The organism is Runella sp. MFBS21 (genome assembly GCF_029433105.1).
Classification (GTDB): Bacteria; Bacteroidota; Bacteroidia; order Cytophagales; family Spirosomataceae; genus Runella.
Window position 1 is genome coordinate 90,471 of the sequence record NZ_JARNTW010000023.1, and the last position, 18,136, is coordinate 108,606.

The 18,136-nt window shown below is 40.3% G+C and carries 19 protein-coding genes; 12 read left to right on the top strand and 7 right to left on the bottom strand.

Annotated elements, in window-relative coordinates; all coding sequences use genetic code 11:
• Window positions 1–71: 71 nt before the first annotated feature.
• Complete coding sequence (locus P1X15_RS27890) at window positions 72–1,250, bottom strand: acyltransferase family protein (RefSeq protein ID WP_277341418.1); 1,179 nt, start codon at window positions 1,248–1,250, stop codon at window positions 72–74.
• 328 nt (window positions 1,251–1,578) lie between these two features.
• On the opposite strand from P1X15_RS27890, the gene P1X15_RS27895 reads away from it, so the two are divergent.
• Entirely contained in the window at window positions 1,579–2,079 is a 501-nt protein-coding gene (locus P1X15_RS27895; RefSeq protein ID WP_277341419.1) for a thioredoxin family protein, read from the top strand.
• A gap of 39 nt (window positions 2,080–2,118) precedes the next feature.
• On the opposite strand, the gene P1X15_RS27900 is transcribed toward P1X15_RS27895, so the two are convergent.
• Window positions 2,119–3,465 carry an APC family permease gene (locus tag P1X15_RS27900; RefSeq protein ID WP_277341420.1) on the bottom strand — a complete coding sequence of 449 codons (1,347 nt, stop codon included), beginning with the start codon at window positions 3,463–3,465 and terminating at the stop codon, window positions 2,119–2,121.
• A 209-nt stretch (window positions 3,466–3,674) separates the two neighbouring features.
• On the opposite strand from P1X15_RS27900, the gene P1X15_RS27905 reads away from it, so the two are divergent.
• The 4 genes from P1X15_RS27905 (at window position 3,675) to P1X15_RS27920 (ending at window position 6,520) form a co-directional block, all read left to right on the top strand.
• Window positions 3,675–4,247, top strand: coding sequence for a hypothetical protein (locus tag P1X15_RS27905; protein ID WP_277341421.1), 573 nt, complete (start codon window positions 3,675–3,677; stop codon window positions 4,245–4,247).
• A gap of 3 nt (window positions 4,248–4,250) precedes the next feature.
• Complete coding sequence (locus tag P1X15_RS27910; protein WP_277341422.1) at window positions 4,251–4,799, top strand: DinB family protein; 549 nt, start codon at window positions 4,251–4,253, stop codon at window positions 4,797–4,799.
• 61 nt (window positions 4,800–4,860) lie between these two features.
• Window positions 4,861–5,736: a geranylgeranylglycerol-phosphate geranylgeranyltransferase gene (locus P1X15_RS27915; RefSeq protein ID WP_277341423.1), complete on the top strand. Its 876-nt coding sequence runs from the start codon at window positions 4,861–4,863 to the stop codon at window positions 5,734–5,736.
• An 88-nt stretch (window positions 5,737–5,824) separates the two neighbouring features.
• Window positions 5,825–6,520, top strand: a complete 696-nt coding sequence (locus P1X15_RS27920) for a hypothetical protein (protein ID WP_277341424.1) — start codon at window positions 5,825–5,827, stop codon at window positions 6,518–6,520.
• Between the two features lie 10 nt (window positions 6,521–6,530).
• Here the strand turns inward: P1X15_RS27920 and gldD are convergent, their stop codons facing one another.
• Window positions 6,531–7,202: a gliding motility lipoprotein GldD gene (gldD, locus tag P1X15_RS27925; protein ID WP_310586049.1), complete on the bottom strand. Its 672-nt coding sequence runs from the start codon at window positions 7,200–7,202 to the stop codon at window positions 6,531–6,533.
• Window positions 7,192–7,950, bottom strand: coding sequence for a biotin--[acetyl-CoA-carboxylase] ligase (locus P1X15_RS27930; RefSeq protein ID WP_277341425.1), 759 nt, complete (start codon window positions 7,948–7,950; stop codon window positions 7,192–7,194). The genes gldD and P1X15_RS27930 overlap by 11 nt, the downstream gene beginning before the upstream one ends.
• A gap of 47 nt (window positions 7,951–7,997) precedes the next feature.
• On the opposite strand from P1X15_RS27930, the gene rsfS reads away from it, so the two are divergent.
• From rsfS to P1X15_RS27945, 3 genes are all read left to right on the top strand, one after another.
• Window positions 7,998–8,381, top strand: a complete 384-nt coding sequence (gene rsfS, locus P1X15_RS27935; RefSeq protein WP_277341426.1) for a ribosome silencing factor — start codon at window positions 7,998–8,000, stop codon at window positions 8,379–8,381.
• Window positions 8,382–8,558: 177 nt separating this feature from the next.
• The gene (gene ftsH / locus P1X15_RS27940; RefSeq protein ID WP_277341427.1) at window positions 8,559–10,544 is read left to right on the top strand and encodes an ATP-dependent zinc metalloprotease FtsH; all 1,986 of its coding nucleotides are present in this window, start codon (window positions 8,559–8,561) and stop codon (window positions 10,542–10,544) included.
• Between the two features lie 101 nt (window positions 10,545–10,645).
• Window positions 10,646–10,933 carry a YciI family protein gene (locus P1X15_RS27945; RefSeq protein ID WP_028665195.1) on the top strand — a complete coding sequence of 96 codons (288 nt, stop codon included), beginning with the start codon at window positions 10,646–10,648 and terminating at the stop codon, window positions 10,931–10,933.
• A 102-nt stretch (window positions 10,934–11,035) separates the two neighbouring features.
• Here P1X15_RS27945 and rpsU read toward each other — a convergent pair whose 3' ends face one another.
• Complete coding sequence (gene rpsU / locus P1X15_RS27950; protein ID WP_028665194.1) at window positions 11,036–11,230, bottom strand: 30S ribosomal protein S21; 195 nt, start codon at window positions 11,228–11,230, stop codon at window positions 11,036–11,038.
• A 128-nt stretch (window positions 11,231–11,358) separates the two neighbouring features.
• On the opposite strand from rpsU, the gene P1X15_RS27955 reads away from it, so the two are divergent.
• Window positions 11,359–12,303: a phosphatase gene (locus tag P1X15_RS27955; protein ID WP_277341428.1), complete on the top strand. Its 945-nt coding sequence runs from the start codon at window positions 11,359–11,361 to the stop codon at window positions 12,301–12,303.
• A 3-nt stretch (window positions 12,304–12,306) separates the two neighbouring features.
• Here the strand turns inward: P1X15_RS27955 and P1X15_RS27960 are convergent, their stop codons facing one another.
• Together P1X15_RS27960 and P1X15_RS27965 are read right to left on the bottom strand one after the other, a co-directional pair.
• On the bottom strand, window positions 12,307–12,516 hold the full coding sequence (locus P1X15_RS27960; protein ID WP_028665192.1) for an alkylphosphonate utilization protein: 210 nt from the start codon (window positions 12,514–12,516) through the stop codon (window positions 12,307–12,309).
• A 155-nt stretch (window positions 12,517–12,671) separates the two neighbouring features.
• Window positions 12,672–14,387: an IlvD/Edd family dehydratase gene (locus tag P1X15_RS27965; protein ID WP_277341429.1), complete on the bottom strand. Its 1,716-nt coding sequence runs from the start codon at window positions 14,385–14,387 to the stop codon at window positions 12,672–12,674.
• Window positions 14,388–14,820: 433 nt separating this feature from the next.
• Here P1X15_RS27965 and P1X15_RS27970 point away from each other — a divergent pair, with 433 nt between their 5' ends.
• The 3 genes from P1X15_RS27970 (at window position 14,821) to P1X15_RS27980 (ending at window position 18,050) form a co-directional block, all read left to right on the top strand.
• Window positions 14,821–15,378: a cob(I)yrinic acid a,c-diamide adenosyltransferase gene (locus P1X15_RS27970; RefSeq protein ID WP_277341430.1), complete on the top strand. Its 558-nt coding sequence runs from the start codon at window positions 14,821–14,823 to the stop codon at window positions 15,376–15,378.
• A gap of 133 nt (window positions 15,379–15,511) precedes the next feature.
• On the top strand, window positions 15,512–16,579 hold the full coding sequence (locus P1X15_RS27975) for a branched-chain amino acid aminotransferase (protein ID WP_277341431.1): 1,068 nt from the start codon (window positions 15,512–15,514) through the stop codon (window positions 16,577–16,579).
• Window positions 16,580–16,688: 109 nt separating this feature from the next.
• Complete coding sequence (locus P1X15_RS27980) at window positions 16,689–18,050, top strand: P-loop NTPase fold protein (protein WP_277341432.1); 1,362 nt, start codon at window positions 16,689–16,691, stop codon at window positions 18,048–18,050.
• Window positions 18,051–18,136: the final 86 nt, after the last annotated feature.

Consider the following 18,136-nt stretch of genomic DNA (forward strand, 5'->3'; position numbering starts at 1 on the left):
GGGAAGTTTTATTTTAAATAGTAGCCAGCCTCAAGCTATTTCTACTCATATTTTCCCAAAAATATCCCTTCTCATTTCAACCCAAAAAGTATCCTTAAAGGTTTGATTCGCTTGATAACCAACCAATACAACCCCACACTCACCAAAAAAGAAAGCGTGCTTATCACCAAAAAACCTCCCCAAACACCAAGATTTAGTTTTAACAAATAATAGCCTATGACCACAATGACCGTTTGGTGTAAAATATAAAATGGGTATACTCCTTCGTTGAGGGTAGCCAAAAGCGGATGAGGACGATTGAGGTATTTGTATCCATACCCAATAGACGCTAATACCGAAAACCAGGTCAAACAAAAAGAGTTGACATCCCACACGATGTCGGCCCAAGCTACATCATTTAGCTCCGGACGAAACTGATATACGGTAAAGAAAATATACATTGCCACTGTCGTAACTAACGTAGCCCATAAATAAGTTCGCCGCTGATTTGCCATTATTTCCCAAAATACAGGTCTACTTACTAACACATATCCTCCCCAAAAAATGAGAATATTGAATACAAAATAAGCCCAGTCGTCGGTTAAGGCATGAGTCTCGTCTGGAAAGAAAGGCTGAAGTATGACTTGGCTCAAAATAATCACCAACGCGTACCATAAAGCTCCGCCTTTATAAGAAATTATTTTTTCAATTTTATCTAAAAAAAGACTCCCAGAAGATGATTTGAGCCATCGGAACAAAGGAATGCTTATCAGTGCATACAAAAATAAATAGGCAATAAACCACAAATGATGCCAGCTAAAGCTTCCTTTAGGATAAGGGACAAAATCAAAAACGCTTTTGTAAAAATCTGCATAACTTTCAAAAACAATTCCGTTTGAGATGCGCTCATAATAAATCTGAGGAGGCACTATCACAAACATCCCAAATACCAATGGAATAAATAATCTCTTGACTCGCTCTCCAGCATAACCCGCAAAAGAACGTCTGCGCAACGCAAAATAAGTACCCGCCCCCGAAATAAAAAACAACAAAGGCATGCGCCAATGATGCAGCCAAATCATGATCCAACGTAAAAGTTGGCTTTTCTCCTCACTTTTGATGTGCCAATCCCAAGGGACATATATCATCCCCACATGATAATATAACAATACAATGATGCAAAATACCCGCAGCCAATCGAGGTCATAACGGCGCAAGGTAGGAGGTGCTACTTCTTTAGTAGTCAGCGTACTTGTTGATTGAGGTTTCATGGTTGTCTTTTTTTTGATGCAAAACAATCACGCCCTCCCTTCCAAACCTTCATTTGCCTATAAAATCGAAGTTCGAGCTTATCGGCAAGCACAAAAAATGCCCTTTACGAGCCGTAGAGGGCATTCCAACCAATTGTTCTTGTACCAAAATTTGTTTCTTTTTTATAGCCTATCCGAAGATTTATGGGCATTGCCTTTAGGTATAAGACTCTCTAAATCCATTGATGGTTGTAACTGTTTTGAATTTTTCCCCTCAAGATTTTCTCTATATTTGCCAATTATCAAGTGTCTTTCCTATTTTCACCATACTTCATCCTCTTTTTGATTCATGAAAAATCTATTTACATCTTTCTTCCTTTACTTGATTTTGGTAGGTTTTTTCTGCACAGCTTATGCCCAAGAAAAGCCCAAACTATATAGTCCTGAAGCTGATGCAAAAGCCCAAGTAAAAGAAGCCGTAGCCAAAGCTAAAGCAGAAGGCAAACAAGTATTTTTGCAGATTGGGGGTAATTGGTGTGGGTGGTGTTTGAAATTCAATAAATTAAGTACTACCGATGCCCAGATTGATTCATCGTTTAAGGCCAATTATGTGGTAGCACATATCAATTACAGCAAAGAAAATATGAATCTCGCTCTCCTAGAGCAGTTGCATTATCCTCAACGCTTCGGATTTCCGGTATTTGTCATTCTCAACGATAAAGGCGAACGCATTCACACTCAAAACAGTGCTTATCTCGAAAAAGGAGATGGTTACGATAAGGCACGAATTCTAGAATTTTTGAAAAATTGGAGTACATCGGCCCTCGACCCAAAGCATTATCAAAAATAAAATGAAAGAAGGACACTAGCCATGAGAGCATCTAAGTCGTCAAGCTTTGTTTAGACGTTTGACCAATAAATAAAGAGGATAGCTCAAAACCAAAAAACCTAACGCATAGACACTACTGCCAGGGTCTTGAAAACCAGCCCCTACCAAAAAAGCCGCCGAAGCCAGCAACACCACCCAAGGAACAATGGGATACCCTGGCACTTTCCAAGGGCGGGGCAAGTTTGGCTCTGTTTGTCGAAGCCGTAATAGAGAAGCAAAGCCCGAAGTATACCCAATCACAAAGAAGAAAGTGGCAATATCGGAGAGTTTCCCGCTTGCTTCTTTTCCGCTAATAATAAACACAATCGCCATCGCTACCGACAGAGGCATCACCACACTCGGGGTGCCTCCCGCATTGACTCTCGTACCTTGCGGAACAAAAAGGCCATCGCGGCTCATTGAGTAGAGCACGCGAGGGTTGAACATGACTTGGGCATTTACAATCCCCAATATCGAAATCATCAGAAAAAATGTGACAATTTTTCCCGATTTTTCCCCAAATATCAAAGTAATAGCATCAGCTGCGGCTAGTTTGGACTGCTGTAATACTGGCATTGGCAAAATGTACAAAATCGCGGCATTGACCAACAGATAAATAACCACAATAAGCGCCAAGCCTCCAATCATGGATTTAGGAAGGTTGCGGGCGGGATCGGCATCTTCTTCGGCAAAATATGCGGCTGTATGCCAACCATCATAGGTATAAAATATCGCCTGAAGCGCAAATATTAAAGCGCCTATCATCGACCCTTTTTCTACGACTTTCACCGTAGTCTCTACCACTTGCGTAGGTGTAACCGCATCGCCATATACAAAACAAATCGCTACAAATGCAAAAAGGCCAACCGCCTTTGCTACACTCATAATTTCTTGCGCTCGGCTTGCTGTTCGAAGCCCTACCCAATGTAAAAGTGCCAGACCTAACAATATCCCTATCGCAATATACGTCTCATATCCAGCCGCTTGCGGCAGTAGCAAAGTAGTGTATTCGCTCATCGTAAAAGCGCCAAAAGCCGTGGCAGAGGAGGTACCAAGCCAGCTATTGAAACCCACTACAAACCCTGCGTATCCACCAAATGCACGACGAGCATACACATACCACGCTCCTGCTTTAGGAAAACTCACTCCTAGCTCAATGGTACACAATACCCCCAAAAATGCGTATATACTCACCAATATCCATACCCCCATAATGACCCAAGGGTCGCCAAGTGCTTGGGCTATAGGGCCTGGTTTGCGCAAAATACCGGTGCCAATGGTACCGCCAATCGTAACCGCAATGCCAAAGCCGACACCAAGAATTTTGAGAAGTTGATTTTTTTTAGGTTGGGTTTCTGTGTTCTGCATGATTTTTTTCCAAATAGACTCTCGCAAAATCAAAAAGACAATGCGACGATTATGGGCTAGGTTTGCTAAATTGGCAAAAAAAAGTCAATTAGCCTAACCTGCTCTTTGATATTCTTGGAGAAGAAATTTTTAGGTGGTATGTTTTTTGTAAAAAACACAACTACTGTTTATTTAAGTTATGTATAAACTTTCTCACCTTATTCTATTATATGAATCGCCTTGCTAGCTTTCTCAACCGCATTTCCAACTGGAAAACCTTATTAGGTTTGATTATTATATACTTGCCTTTTCCTACTTTTTTCTTCAAAAATGCCGAAGAAAAAATCAATCTGTTAGCCGGACAAGCGATTGGCCCTATTGACCTTACGATAGGTTTTACACCCAAACGAACCCTACAGATGGTAGAAGCCTACGGAGTCCGAGGACGAGAGTACTATGCCAACGTACAAATGACACTCGATGTAGTCTATCCTTTGGTGTATACTCTTCTCTTAGCAGTAACATTGACATTACTATATCGCAAAAAAAAATATGTACCTTTCTCCTATGTCAATTTACTCCCATTTGTAGTACTTATTTTTGACTATCTTGAAAATGGGATGATTGTGCTTTTACTTAAAAGTTTTCCTGAACAGTCTTATACCGTAGCGGCCTTTTGTGAAATTTTTAAGTCAATCAAATGGTTTTCAGCACTTACTTGCTTATTACTGATTATTTATGGTTCTCTGAAAATTCTGCCTAAATCAAAGAAAATGAAAGATTCTTCAACCGCCAATCCCTAACCTATGACGAGTCAACTTACGCCTAAACAAATTTTTGAAAATATTCAACAAACTATTGACCACTATGTTGTTTCGCTTGTGAGCTATTCAGAAGCGCAATTTATTTACAAATCAAACCCTGAAGTCTGGTCTCTTGGTCAACTGTATGAGCATCTTTATATTACCTCTAATTTTTTCTTTTTAGCGCAAGTAGTACGGTGCTTAGAGCATCGAAAAGGGCAAATGGGAGGAGAGAAAAATCAATACGGGGATAATATTTTTAAACACAATGGATTCCCACCCCTTAAATTCAAAATTCCTGAAGTTTTGCAAGGCCCTGAACCTATCGCCAAAACTCGCACCGAATATCAGCACCTTCTTCTCAACGTAATCACTGACGCAGAGAAACTCATCGAAACAGTCACGAGCGACGAAGGAGAATATAAATGTTTTCATCCAGTTTTTGGATGGCTCAATGCCCACGAATGGTACCACAACTTGGATATGCACCTACGTCATCATCTACGGCAGCAGCAAGAACTAACCTCTTTACTCCCCATTAATCTTGTTTAGGGAACGAATTTAGGCTTTTTTTAGCTATTGCTATTATAGATATATTCCAACCTACTATCCTTTGAGACGTCGCATTACAATAAAAGATTTTTTAGGGGGTTTTTTACGACTCATCCGCTGGCCCAACCTCGCCATTATTGCTGTTACGCAGTATATGGCTAGAATTTTCTTGATTGGCCCAGTGAGTGAATGGAAACAGATTTTTTTAGAACCAGCCATTTTTTTGATTGTTCTTTCTACGGTTCTTATTGCAGCGGCAGGTTATATAATCAACGATTACTTTGATGTCAAAATTGATCTTATCAACAAACCTGAAAAAGTCATTATTGGACGTTATCTAAAGCGCAGGGTAGCCATCGGTACGCATCAATTATTCAATGTTCTAGGATGTATTATCGCATTATGGGTGAGCAAATGGGTATTTTTGGTAAGTGTACTGTCAGCTACGTTGCTGTGGGTATATGCTTCTTACTTCAAAAAACGGCCTTTTATTGGCAACTTGATTGTATCTCTTCTGACCGCTTCTTCTCTATTAATTCTTGTGGTTTATTACCCTCAAAACCGCGCCCTTGCATGTTTGTATGCTTTATTCGCCTTTGGAATTACGCTTATCCGTGAAATTATCAAAGACATCGAAGATGTAAAAGGAGATGCTTCCCACGGCTGCCAAACATTGCCTATCATCTGGGGTATCCGCCGTACCAAATTATTGATATACGGCCTTGTTATTTTATTTATTCTCTCTTTGTTTGGTGCTGCTCACTGGCTACAAAATGCACAACTGGGATGGATGTTTTTGGTATTAATGGGCTTTATTGGCACTTTGGTGTATCGATTGGTATATGCGGATACAAAAAAAGAGTTTGGTATGCTCAGCAACCTATGCAAACTTATCATGATTCTAGGAATGGCAAGCATGGTGTGGATTGTATATTAAATCTTTGACCGTTCACTCAATTTTTATAGGAATGTAGAGCTAATATTTCAACTTTGTGCCGTTGAATCAACTTAAATTTTGTTAGCTCATGAAAAAAATCATCACCCTTATCACATTTTTTATTTGTTTTCAAATACAGGCAAATGCTCAAATGTGCTTTGGTATCAACATGAAATCAGGAATGGGTTTTGAAATGCTTTCTTATAATGCCAAAGACAAACCCATGGGCAAGCTGCTTTATACCATCAAAGATGTAACCAATGAGGGGGGAGCTACGGTCTTGAAAATTGAATTACAATCATTTAATGCAAAAGACAAATTAGAATCTACTAATTCTTACACTTGTCGCTGTAAAGGCAACGAAATCATGGTAGATATGACATCCATGATGGCTGCTCAAGAAAATCCCATGCTCAAAGATGCCAAAATGACTTTCACTTCTACCGACCTCACCTATAGTGATAATTATACAATCGGAGCTAGTCTCAAGGATGCGTCCCTCAAAGGAGAAGGAGAAATGGGCGGTGGCATGAAACTCCAATATAGCATGGATATGAAAAACCGTAAAGTAGAGAGTCAAGAAAATATAACAGTACCGAGCGGTACTTACAATGCCTACAAGATTACATCTGACATGACTATCAACACCAAAACCCTCATGAACATTTCCTTTGATTTTCAGACAGTAAGCTATCGAGCGCCTAAAATACTTTGGGATGTAAAAACCGAAACCTACCGCAAAGGCAAACTCATGAGCTATACTGTTTTGTCAAAAGTTTTTTAGTAGTTCTTAATTAGAGCTTGTTTTTCCAACGAAGCGTGTTGAGCATATGTAAAATATCTTTGCGGAGATATTCGATGGCTGGCCGAAGAGAATCTTGCTTATCTGCCACCGTAAAATATAAAGCTCCTCGAAGATAATGCCGAGTGGTATCGGTCGTAAAAAATTGAGTATAACTCGGGACATCTCCCGATATATCCAGCAGCACAGCCGTACGCCCAGAAGTAGTTTTAATGACCTGCTCTCTAATGCCCGTGGCCCTTACTTGGTGTTTACCCGCCAGCCTGTAGGCATCATTGATAAAGCCCATCAATCGTTGGGGATTGTTCTGAACTTGTTTGTAAGTGAGTTGAATGCTCGCATTTAAACTTGGATAAGCCACAAAAATCCAATGCGGCTCTGCTCTTTGAAAAGTATCAGGTAGCAACACTGCACTTTTTGAATATTCGAAAGTATAAGGATGGTCTTCTTTCATCACCTGATACTCCTGACGTGGCAAATCAAGTCGGGGATAGCCTTTGGGCTTGGGGATATAATCGGTGTCTGAAGAGCCACAGCCAATTACCATTCCTAAGCATCCGAGCATGAGGCTGCAAGTAGCCACCTTTTTTAGGGGAGTTTGATTTTTGCTTGTACTGATTTTCACAAACAACTCTTTACCAACTCCTCTCACTTTAAAAAACATAACTTATCTCCTTTAAATCAAAATAGACTAATTTATTTTCGACTTGCATCGCAAGCTGCCCCATTTCATTGATGCCCATTATCATTCCAGCAAACAGCTTTTCATCTTGTTGAAATAGATGAAGTTCTTGATAACGAAAAAGGCCTTGCAAATAACGTGTTTTGAGGGTATCAAAATGTTTGTTTCGAAGCAAAAGATAATTTTTTTCTAAGCAACTCAACAAATCTGGCAACAATCCAGCCAATGAATATTCTTTTGAAGTAAGGACTCGTAAAGAAGTAGCACGTTCGGACTCAAACAGGATTTGGTTGATATTGAGCCCAATCCCTACAATAGCACTTTCGATACGACCACTTTGCAGGGTATTTTCAATCAAAACCCCTCCTAGTTTTTGATTTCCTACATAAATGTCATTAGGCCATTTTATTTTTAAAGACTCTCCAACCAATGGCTCCAAAAAATCGTAAATACCTAAAGAGATAGCAATATTGAGCCTAAATTGCTCGGCTGGTGAAAGAAAAGTAGGACGCAAAATCAAGGAAAAAGTAAAGTTTTCGCCCGCTTGAGTAAGCCATTGATTACCACGTTGTCCGCGACCAGCAGTTTGATAGTCGGTTATGACAACCGTACCCTCAATACCCTCTCCTTGGCGCAACAAATCAGCCGCTTCGTCGTTAGTGGACTGACAAGTTGGCAGATAAACTATTTTTTTTCCAACAAAAAGGGTTTTGGACTTAATTTTGTACAAAATTTCTTAATTTTATCAATTGAAAAGTTGCAATTTAAAACTTACGCATGAAACAACGCAAATTAGATGTTATATCTTCTGAAGAACTGTGCCATTTAGTAGTAAAAGGGATGCAGGAAAAAAAGGCGGTAGACGTGGTAATAATGGACCTGCGCGAAATCAAAAATGCCATTACTGATTTTTTTGTGATTTGCACCGGTAACTCTGATACCCAAATAGACGCTATCGCCGACTCAATCGAACAAGAAGTTTATAAAGTAACTCAGGGACTACCTTGGCAGCGCGAAGGCAAAGAAGCAAAGGAGTGGATTCTGATTGATTATGTAGACGTAGTGGCTCACGTTTTCAAAAAAGAACGTCGCGAATTTTATGGACTCGAACAGCTATGGGGTGATGCCAAAGTTACCTACGTAGAAGAAGAGTTTGCATAAATGAACATTACCCTTAAAAATAATGTTGCCTTAACATACATTGAAGTACGCCAACCAAACACCCATACCTAATCAAACACTTGTCAATGGTCTTTCGTGATTGTAGCGTCTAGTCTAGTATTTTATTTATGCAGCCACCAGTACGAATAACCATTAACCGCTAACGTTTTTATAATTATGTCCGAAAACAATGGAAACCCGCTCAACCCCAACAACCGTAATCCACGCCGCTCCGGCTATCAAGGGTGGATTATAGCGGCATTGGTGTTGGCAATTTTGGGGATTACTTTCTTTAGTAAAAACACCGCAGTAAGACCAATCACCCAAAAGAAATTTGAAAAGATGGTTCATGCACACGAAGTGCAGAATGTCGTCATTGTCAATAACGAATTTGTAGAAGTTACGCTTACCCCAAAAGCACTCGAAGACCCTAAATATCGTGCTTTGTTTGCCGATAAGCCTTATTTTAGCAATGGAGGCCCTCATTTTCAATTCGAAGTTACCTCGGCTGACAAGTTTTTGGATGATTTCCAAAAACTAAAGCCTGATAGTGACTCTATCGACTACGATTTTGATCGCCGCAGCGATTGGACTGGGTTCTTGAGCACTTGGGGATTCTTGATTATCATGATTTTGGCCATGTACTTCTTGCTGGGCCGTATGACAGGAGGCGGAGGTCCAGGTGGCCAAATCTTCAACATTGGTCGCTCACGTGCAACTTTGTTTGACGCTGAAAACAAAGTAAAAATCACATTTAGTGATGTGGCAGGCTTAGAAGAGGCGAAGGAGGAAATCAAAGAAATCGTAGATTATCTCAAAAACCCAAGCAAGTTTACTAAACTAGGGGCAAAAATCCCGAAAGGTGCTTTGCTTGTAGGCCCTCCCGGTACTGGTAAAACCCTAATTGCGAAAGCAGTAGCAGGTGAAGCAGGCGTACCTTTCTTCTCATTGTCAGGTTCTGACTTTGTTGAAATGTTTGTAGGGGTTGGGGCTGCACGGGTTCGTGATTTGTTCAAACAAGCCAAAGAAAAAGCGCCGTGTATTATTTTTATTGACGAGATTGACGCCGTAGGACGCTCACGTGGCCGAGGTGCAATGCCAGGTGCCAATGACGAGCGCGAAAACACCCTCAACTCTTTGTTGGTTGAAATGGATGGCTTTGCGACTGATTCAGGGATTATTATTATGGCTGCTACCAACCGCCCTGATGTACTTGACCCAGCTCTCCTACGTCCAGGTCGTTTTGACCGCCAAATCTCAGTCGATAAACCAGACATTGTAGGCCGTGAAGCTATTTTTAAAGTGCACTTGAAGCCCATTAAATTGGCCCCTGATGTGGACCCTAAAAAACTAGCAGCTCAGACACCGGGCTTTGCAGGAGCTGAAATCGCCAACGTTTGTAACGAAGCTGCTTTGATTGCCGCACGTCGCGACCGTGAAGAGGTCACTATGCAAGACTTCCAAGATGCGATGGATAGGGTCATTGGTGGTTTGGAGAAAAAGAATAAGCTCATTTCGCCTGATGAAAAGAAAATCGTGGCTTATCACGAAGCAGGACACGCCGTAGCGGGTTGGTTTTTGGAACACGCCGATCCCTTGGTGAAAGTTACGATTGTACCACGCGGAGTTGCTGCTCTTGGCTATGCACAATACTTGCCCCGTGAGCAGTATTTGTACCGTACTGAGCAATTGATGGACGAAATGTGTATGACCCTCGGAGGGCGTGCCGCTGAAGATGTAGTGTTTGGTAAGGTTTCGACTGGTGCCTTGAGCGACTTGGAGCGAGTAACGAAACTTGCTCACAGTATGGTAACCGTGTATGGTCTCAACGATAAGATAGGCAACATGTCATATTATGATTCCAAACAGTCGGATTACTCATTCAATAAGCCTTATTCAGAAGAAACAGCCCGTATGATTGATGAGGAAGTTCGTAAACTCATCGAGCAAGCCTATAATCGTTGTTTCAATTTACTTTCCGAGCATCGCGAAGCCCTTGAAGTAATTGCCAAAGAATTACTTGAAAAAGAAATCCTTTTCCAAAGTGATTTAGAGCGCTTAATTGGTAAGCGTCCTTTTGAAAGAGAGACCGTATACCAAGCTTATATGAATAACGACAACGGCAACACTCAACCCGAAGAGGAAACTTCTGAAGTAAAATAATTTTTGTTGCTTTATCAAAAGGCTAGAAAAAAGGGTAAAATACCCCTATTTCTAGCCTTTTTTTGTAATATAATTTTATCCAAATCCCCAAAGCCAAAAAGATGTTATATGTAATCCATGCGTATGATTATACTGACGCAGAAGCACTCGAACGCCGCATGACGGCACGCCCTCACCACTTAGAAGGCGCCAAAACGCTCAAAGAAAATGGAAATTTTGTGATGGGGGGCGCCCTTCTTGATCCAGAAGGCAAAATGATTGGCTCCATGATGGTCGTTGACTTTGATACTGAAGACCAAATGAATCAATGGCTTCACAATGACCCCTACGTCACCGGAAAAGTATGGGAAAGGATAGATGCAAAACCTTTCCGAAAAGCGGATGTTTAGGAAGCAGAAAAAGGCACTATGACGAGTCGTAGTGCCTTCTAATGATTTATATATGAAGAGTGTAGTATTCTAACTACTAACCTCTCTGTGAGTTCAGTAAGCTTAGATTACTTCGTTTTCGCGCATTTTTTGCACGTAAGACGCATGAATCACTTGCTGACGGCGCTTAACTGATTTTTTCTCGAATGCAGAGCGTGAACGCAATTCTTTTAAAACACCAGTTTTTTCAAATTTCTTTTTGAAACGTTTTAACGCTTTGTCAATTGATTCGTTTTCTTTGATTTGTACGACGAGCATATTTGTTTGAGTTTATATCTTTTTCTAAACGGACTGCAAAAATAAAAGCCTATTTTTAAAAAATCAACTTTATTTGTGTTTTTGTTTAACTAATTTATCGCTGCAAACCCAATTATTTTTCCTGTATTATGTATTTTGCCATTATCGACCTAGGTACCAACACTTTCCATTTGGTGATTGTTAAAAAAAATGCCCATCAAACGACTCCCGTTTACAAGGCACAAATACCTACCAAAATAGGCAAATCGGGTATCAATCAAGGAATTATTACGGAAGAAGCTATCCAAAGGGCACTTACGGTACTTACTCAATTTCGACAAAAAACAGATGAATGGAACATCCCTGTTGATCATATAACAGCGATAGGAACAAGTGCTATCCGCAACGCTAGCAATGCTCCCACTTTTTGTCAGGCTATTTTTGAGGCCACAGGGATTACTGTAGAGGTGATTTCGGGCGACCGCGAAGCTGAACTTATCTACGAAGGAGTCAAACAAGCCCTTGATTTAGAGCAAAGCCCTTCTTTGGTGATGGATATCGGCGGAGGAAGTGTAGAATTTATCATTTGCAATCAATCACGGATTTTTTGGAAACAAAGCTTTGAGATAGGTGGACAACGATTACTAGAAAAATTTGTGTCTACCGATCCTATCTCTGCCTCCGCTATACAACGCTTGTCAAATTATTTAGAAGAAGAGCTTTTGCCTCTCCTCAACGCCGCACATCAATATGCCCCCAAAATATTAGTAGGCTCTTCGGGGTCATTTGATACGCTGGTAGAAATGGATTTTATGAATAGACTTGGGAACTTTCCTGATGCCCAACAAACTGGTTTTGAGCTTTCTTTGTCCGAATTTGAGCGGGCCTATGAGCTTATTACCACCAAAAACCGAGAACAAAGGTTGGCTATTCCGGGGATGATAGAGCTACGGGTTGATTTGATTGTACCTGCCGTGGTATTGATAGCCTATGTATTGAAAGCACTCCAAATCAATAGAATTCGGACTTCGACTTACGCCCTCAAAGAAGGAGTTTTAGCGTGGGTACTTAGCAAAAATCAAAGTCTACAATAAAAGCTATATTTTTTTCACAAAACTTGTTTTTAACACAATACTCATACCATCTACTCGGCAATCTATCTCCTCGTCGTTGTCAGTAAGGCGAATTTTTTTGATTACTTTTCCTTGTTTCAAAGTGACCGACGAGCCTTTGACTTTCAAGTCTTTAGTAAGTTTTACTGAATCACCATCATTGAGTAAAGTTCCGTTACTATCTTTTACTTCCATTTTTTGTTTTATTTTTTTAACACTATCTAAGCTTTTTTGGTAGCTATAACGCTTCAAAGTAAGGCATAAGTTTTGAGTTTTGAAAACAACAGGAGCGACAAAAATAGATTCTTGCCGCTCTTGTTCCGATTTTAATATTTTGTATCGTAAGTCTTCTAATGCGATTCGCGGCTTACTTCACTTCCTGATTTTCCTACCAAGAAATCAAAATCACAACCCTCATGCGACTGAGTGACGTGCTCAATGTAGAGTTTGTTATGACCTCGATTGTAGCCCAAGTCAATTGGTTGCCAAGCCGCTCTACGGCGCGTAATTTCGTCTTCCTCAACATGCCAATGAATATAGCGTTCATGGATGTCAATTTCAATCAAGTCACCGTTTTGTACCAATGCTAAATTTCCCCCAATAGCACTTTCGGGAGAAGCATGTAAGAGTACAGTGCCATAAGCTGTACCACTCATCCGAGCATCAGAAATACGGACCATGTCAGTAATGCCTTTTTCTAACAGTTTTTTGGGAAGTGCCATATTTCCTACTTCCGGCATGCCAGGATAGCCCTTAGGCCCGACGTTTTTCAAGACCATTACACAGGTTTCGTCAATATCCAAAGCAGGGTCATCAATACGAGCGTGGTAATCTTCAATAGTCTCAAAAACCACCGCTCGGCCTTTGTGTTTCATAAGATGTGCCGAGGCCGCTGAAGGCTTAATGACGGCGCCATTTTCGCAAAGATTTCCCTTAATTACGGCTATTCCACCTTCTTCTAAGATAGGCTGCTCTCCCGAAGCAATCACATCAGGATTCCAGTTTTTAGCACTTACCGAATTATCAATCAAAGACTTACCATTGACCGTGATTACATCTTTATGCAAATGCTCTTTGATTTCATTGATAACGACCTGTAAACCTCCTGCATAGAAATAATCTTCCATGAGGTATTTGCCAGATGGCATCACATTGAGTAAGAAAGGCATCCGCGAACCCACACGGTCAAAATCATCAAGGGTCAAATCAACCCCTACCCTTCCGGCAATAGCCAGTAGGTGAAGAACAAAATTGGTAGAACCACCTACGGCGGCATTGGCCATGATGGCATTTTCGAAAGCCTCTTTGGTTAAGATTTTAGAAAGCGTGAGGTTTTCTTTTACCATTTCTACAATACGCATCCCGGTAAGATGAGCATTCATTTTCTTACGGGAATCTGCCGCAGGAATTGCCGAAAGTCCGGGCAAAGTCAACCCCAGAGCCTCAGCCATGGTTGCCATCGTAGAGGCCGTCCCCATGGTAGAGCAGTGACCAATACTCCTACTCATACAACTTTCGGCTTCTTCAAATTCTTCGGGGGTCATTTTGCCAGTTTTAAGATCGTCAGCAAAGCGCCACACATCCGTACCGGAGCCAATGGCTTTTCCTTGAAAACGCCCCGCCAACATTGGCCCACCGGGCAATACAATGGTAGGCAAATCGACGCTGGCCGCGCCCATGATAAGCGAAGGCGTAGTTTTGTCACAGCCTGTTAGCAATACAATCGCATCAAAAGGATTGGCTCGGATACTTTCTTCGACACTCATACTGGCTAGGTTACGATAAAGCATCGCCGTAGGCCGAATAAGCGTCTCTCCAAGCGACATCACTGGAAACTCCAACGGAAACCCACCCGCTTCATACACTCCATTTTTGACACTTTGAGCCAAATCTCGAAAATGAGCATTACAAGGAGTCACTTCCGACCACGTATTACAAATACCAATCACGGGCTTCCCTTTAAATTGATGCGGGGCATGACCCTGATTTTTCATCCAACTACGGTAAATAAAACCATCTTTACCTTCTTTGCCAAACCAATCTTGGCTGCGGAGTTTCTGTTCCATTTAATTGTGAAAGGTGCAAATGCACCGTTTGTAGTGACACTCTGATAAGTTATCAGGTAACAAGCCCTGTGTTGTCTTATAAAAGGCATAGAAGTGCAAAATCTAATAGTTGTAGTTCTGGGGAAGAAAATGTATTTTTAAATAAATCAACTTACTGAATATCCAACTACCTTTCATCTGGCATTTGCACAAAAGTTGATTTATCCCTATCCTTAGACCGCTCTGTCTTCGCCACTCATTAGTTTTACTCTTCTATTAGCGTTGAGTACCAATATATTGTAACAGGAGTTCTAAATTTAAAACCCTTTAAAGGATCAATTTGTTAATTAGTTAGATCCCAGCGAGTAGTTTTCAGTAGTATTTTTGAGTGAATGTGGATACTTTATTTTAGACATCTTATCTTTTTAACGGGCAAGACGCTCGTAATATTTTTATGAAAATATACACCAAAACAGGCGACCAAGGCTCTACCTCTTTAGTAGGCGGAACACGTCTTAGCAAAGCTGATTTAAGAATCGATACTTACGGAACGGTAGACGAACTCAACGCCTACATCGGATTGGTACGCGACCAAGAGGTCAATCAGCCTCGGCGCGATTTCTTGAAATATATCCAAGATAGGCTTTTTACGATTGGTTCCATTTTGGCCTCTGAACCTGACAACAAAAAACATTTTATTCCTGACCTTCATGAAGAAGATATCACCGCCCTAGAAATGGCCATGGATGAAATGAATCTTGTACTCGAACCCATGCGAGCCTTTATTTTGCCAGGTGGACATGAGTCAGTATCATTTGCTCACGTAGCACGTACCGTCTGCCGCCGCGCCGAGCGCCTCACTGTGGCACTCAACGAAACCGAACCGGTAGAATCAGTCGTGATTCGATACCTCAATCGCCTCTCTGATTATTTGTTTGTACTTTCTCGCAAAATGGCACAAGAATTGGGAGTAGAAGAAATCAAATGGGCAGGCCGCAAAAGCAAGCAATAGCCCCTTCACTCTATCTATTTTAGTTATTTTTAGTAAGTATAGTCCTATTTTTTTGGGTTTTTCCATAAAAATAAAAATATTTGCATTGACAACTAATTTTAGTCAACTCACATACAGTAAACCACCAATCACAATGACAACGGACACTTTGGCCATGGAAATAACGCGCGTAGAAGCTTCGCGCATCCATGAAGTAGATTTCGAAAATTTGGTATTTGGTCGCCATTATTCAGACCATATGTTTGTCGCGGATTATATCAACGGCGAATGGACAAATCTCCAAATCGTACCCTACGCCAACCTCAGCCTCAGCCCTGCCACTGCCGCTCTTCACTACGGACAAGCGATTTTTGAAGGAATGAAAGCTTACAAAAACGACGCTGGCGAAGTGCTGATGTTTCGTCCGTTGGACAACTTGGCACGCTTCAACAAATCGGCGGCTCGGATGTGTATGCCCGAAGTTCCTGAAGAAATTTTTATGGGAGGACTTACCGAATTGCTCCGCATGGACGCCGCTTGGGTACCTACTACTCCTGATGCTTCTTTGTATATCCGCCCTTATATGTTTTCGACCGATGCCTATATCGGTGTAAAACCATCTGATACTTACAAATTTATCATATTTACGGGCCCTGTAGGTAAATACTACGCCAAGCCTCCTCGCGTAAAAGTAGAACAGCACTATATCCGCGCCGCTGAAGGCGGAGTAGGTGCGGCCAAATGCGCCGGAAATTATGGTGGGTCGTTGTACCCTGCTCGTCTTGCCCAACAGCAAGGCTATGACCAAATCATCTGGACCGATGCCCGCGATCACGCGTTTGTGGAAGAGTCGGGTACCATGAATGTCATGTTTTTCATGGATGGCAAGCTCGTCACGCCAGCGGTTTCGGATACGATTCTCAACGGCGTCACGCGCAACAGCATCGTAGACATTGCACGTCACTGGGGTATTCCGGTAGAAGAGCGTAAAGTATCTGTTCAAGAAATAATCGACGCTCTTAAAGAAAATCGTCTTGAAGCAGCTTTCGGCGCAGGTACCGCAGTAGTGGTATCGCCATTTGGGGTAATTGGCTACGAAGGGGTTGACTACGAGCTTCCTGCCGTGACCGAGGATTCATTTGTGGCTAAAGTAAAGGCATTTTTGACCGACATCCGTACAGGCAAAGCCGAAGATCCTTTTGGATGGGTTTTGAAAGCGTAACAATAAATTATTTTTTTTAGATAAAAGCGCAAAGCGAAAGTTTTGCGCTTTTGCTTTTTATAAATTTTAAAGTATATTCACATGCCAAAAATTTATATTGCAAAAAAGTATGAACAAATTATTAGAAAAATTTCGTAAAAAATTCCCTAACACTGTTTGTATTATTGAAATATATATTCAAAATTTCTCAAAAAGATCTTTTTGTATTCTCTTATCATTGTCTTTAATAGTAACAATATTTAATGAACCTTTAAAAAGACCACTATTAACATTCACAAATGTAATATTTAAAGATTTGCCTACCAAAGACGTTTTTCGATCTTATGTAGTACTTTCTTTATTAATTTACAGTCTTTTCGTATTCATAAACAACAATATACGTAAACACCGATACCCTACTGCAAATAGTATTTTATTTGCAGTAACATTTTATTGTATTTATATCATATGGTTTCGTAATAGCCTTAATTTTTATTATTTCAAATGGTTTGAAAGCAACATCTACATATTAGACATAATCTATATAGCTATTATAATTTTAGGAATTTTTGATTATCAAACTATTACCCCCCCTTTAAAACATAAAGAAAGTTTTATATTAGAAGACAATGTTGACCTGGAAGAGCTAGAAAACGATATCTTAGCTAGAAATACTTTTACCGAAACACTTTCCAAAATCATCAACCAAACAACTCCTAATAAAGCAATTGCTATAGCAATAGTTTCAAAATGGGGCTTTGGGAAAACAGTATTTTTAAAACAACTAGAAAAAGAACTAACTAGAGACAATTCATCTAATATAGTTTTAAATTTCAACCCTTGGAAAGCAGATAGCAATGTAAATGTATTTCAATTATTTTTTGAAGAACTTTCTGAAGCATTAGCACCATATAACAATAGCTTTATAAAGCAGACCAAAAGTTATTCACAAAAATTAACGGAATCAGAAGACGGGGATTCGACATTAATAAAAATATCTAAAATAGTATTTGGTGGAATATTTTTCAATCCTTTATCGCTACCAAAACAATATGAAGAATTAAACAAATCAATACAGAGGATTGGCAAACGAATAATTGTAATAATAGATGATTTAGACCGTTTGTCAGGTGACGAGATTATACTTATCATGCGTTTAATACGCAATATAGCAGACTTTCAAAATGTAATTTTCGTAGCAGCCTTTGACCGATCTTATGTGGTAAATACCTTATCTAAGGTAGATAAGCTTACAAAGGAAGAAAAATATCTTGAAAAAATATTTCAAGTAGAAATACCTCTTCCTCCCATTAAGGATGATATAATTATAGAAGAACTAAAAAGGTTAAGCAAACCATTTTTATTAAAAGAAGACTTTAACGAATTAGAAAGCTGGACAAGCAATGTATTAAACATTACAAATATCCATGCTTCCAATATCAAGAGTCTAAGGGTGCATTGCAAATTGTCGCCTTCATGCCGCATTGTTTAGATGCTTAAAATTGATTTGGAGCACTTTCTTTTTGACTTCGCACCACCTATCCGACTCATACCTTGTTCGTAACTTAAGCATTGCAT

What these genes read in the sequence shown, in the direction of transcription:
- P1X15_RS27975 (WP_277341431.1), top strand. Translation starts at nt 15,512, where the DNA reads ATGACAACGGACACTTTGGCCATGGAAATAACGCGCGTAGAAGCTTCG.
- P1X15_RS27900 (WP_277341420.1), bottom strand. Translation starts at nt 3,465, where the DNA reads ATGCAGAACACAGAAACCCAACCTAAAAAAAATCAACTTCTCAAAATT.
- P1X15_RS27905 (WP_277341421.1), top strand. Translation starts at nt 3,675, where the DNA reads ATGAATCGCCTTGCTAGCTTTCTCAACCGCATTTCCAACTGGAAAACC.
- P1X15_RS27970 (WP_277341430.1), top strand. Translation starts at nt 14,821, where the DNA reads ATGAAAATATACACCAAAACAGGCGACCAAGGCTCTACCTCTTTAGTA.
- P1X15_RS27980 (WP_277341432.1), top strand. Translation starts at nt 16,689, where the DNA reads ATGAACAAATTATTAGAAAAATTTCGTAAAAAATTCCCTAACACTGTT.
- P1X15_RS27890 (WP_277341418.1), bottom strand. Translation starts at nt 1,250, where the DNA reads ATGAAACCTCAATCAACAAGTACGCTGACTACTAAAGAAGTAGCACCT.
- P1X15_RS27895 (WP_277341419.1), top strand. Translation starts at nt 1,579, where the DNA reads ATGAAAAATCTATTTACATCTTTCTTCCTTTACTTGATTTTGGTAGGT.
- P1X15_RS27965 (WP_277341429.1), bottom strand. Translation starts at nt 14,387, where the DNA reads ATGGAACAGAAACTCCGCAGCCAAGATTGGTTTGGCAAAGAAGGTAAA.
- ftsH (WP_277341427.1), top strand. Translation starts at nt 8,559, where the DNA reads ATGTCCGAAAACAATGGAAACCCGCTCAACCCCAACAACCGTAATCCA.
- P1X15_RS27910 (WP_277341422.1), top strand. Translation starts at nt 4,251, where the DNA reads ATGACGAGTCAACTTACGCCTAAACAAATTTTTGAAAATATTCAACAA.
- P1X15_RS27960 (WP_028665192.1), bottom strand. Translation starts at nt 12,516, where the DNA reads ATGGAAGTAAAAGATAGTAACGGAACTTTACTCAATGATGGTGATTCA.
- P1X15_RS27955 (WP_277341428.1), top strand. Translation starts at nt 11,359, where the DNA reads ATGTATTTTGCCATTATCGACCTAGGTACCAACACTTTCCATTTGGTG.
- rsfS (WP_277341426.1), top strand. Translation starts at nt 7,998, where the DNA reads ATGAAACAACGCAAATTAGATGTTATATCTTCTGAAGAACTGTGCCAT.
- rpsU (WP_028665194.1), bottom strand. Translation starts at nt 11,230, where the DNA reads ATGCTCGTCGTACAAATCAAAGAAAACGAATCAATTGACAAAGCGTTA.
- gldD (WP_310586049.1), bottom strand. Translation starts at nt 7,202, where the DNA reads ATGTTTTTTAAAGTGAGAGGAGTTGGTAAAGAGTTGTTTGTGAAAATC.
- P1X15_RS27920 (WP_277341424.1), top strand. Translation starts at nt 5,825, where the DNA reads ATGAAAAAAATCATCACCCTTATCACATTTTTTATTTGTTTTCAAATA.
- P1X15_RS27945 (WP_028665195.1), top strand. Translation starts at nt 10,646, where the DNA reads ATGTTATATGTAATCCATGCGTATGATTATACTGACGCAGAAGCACTC.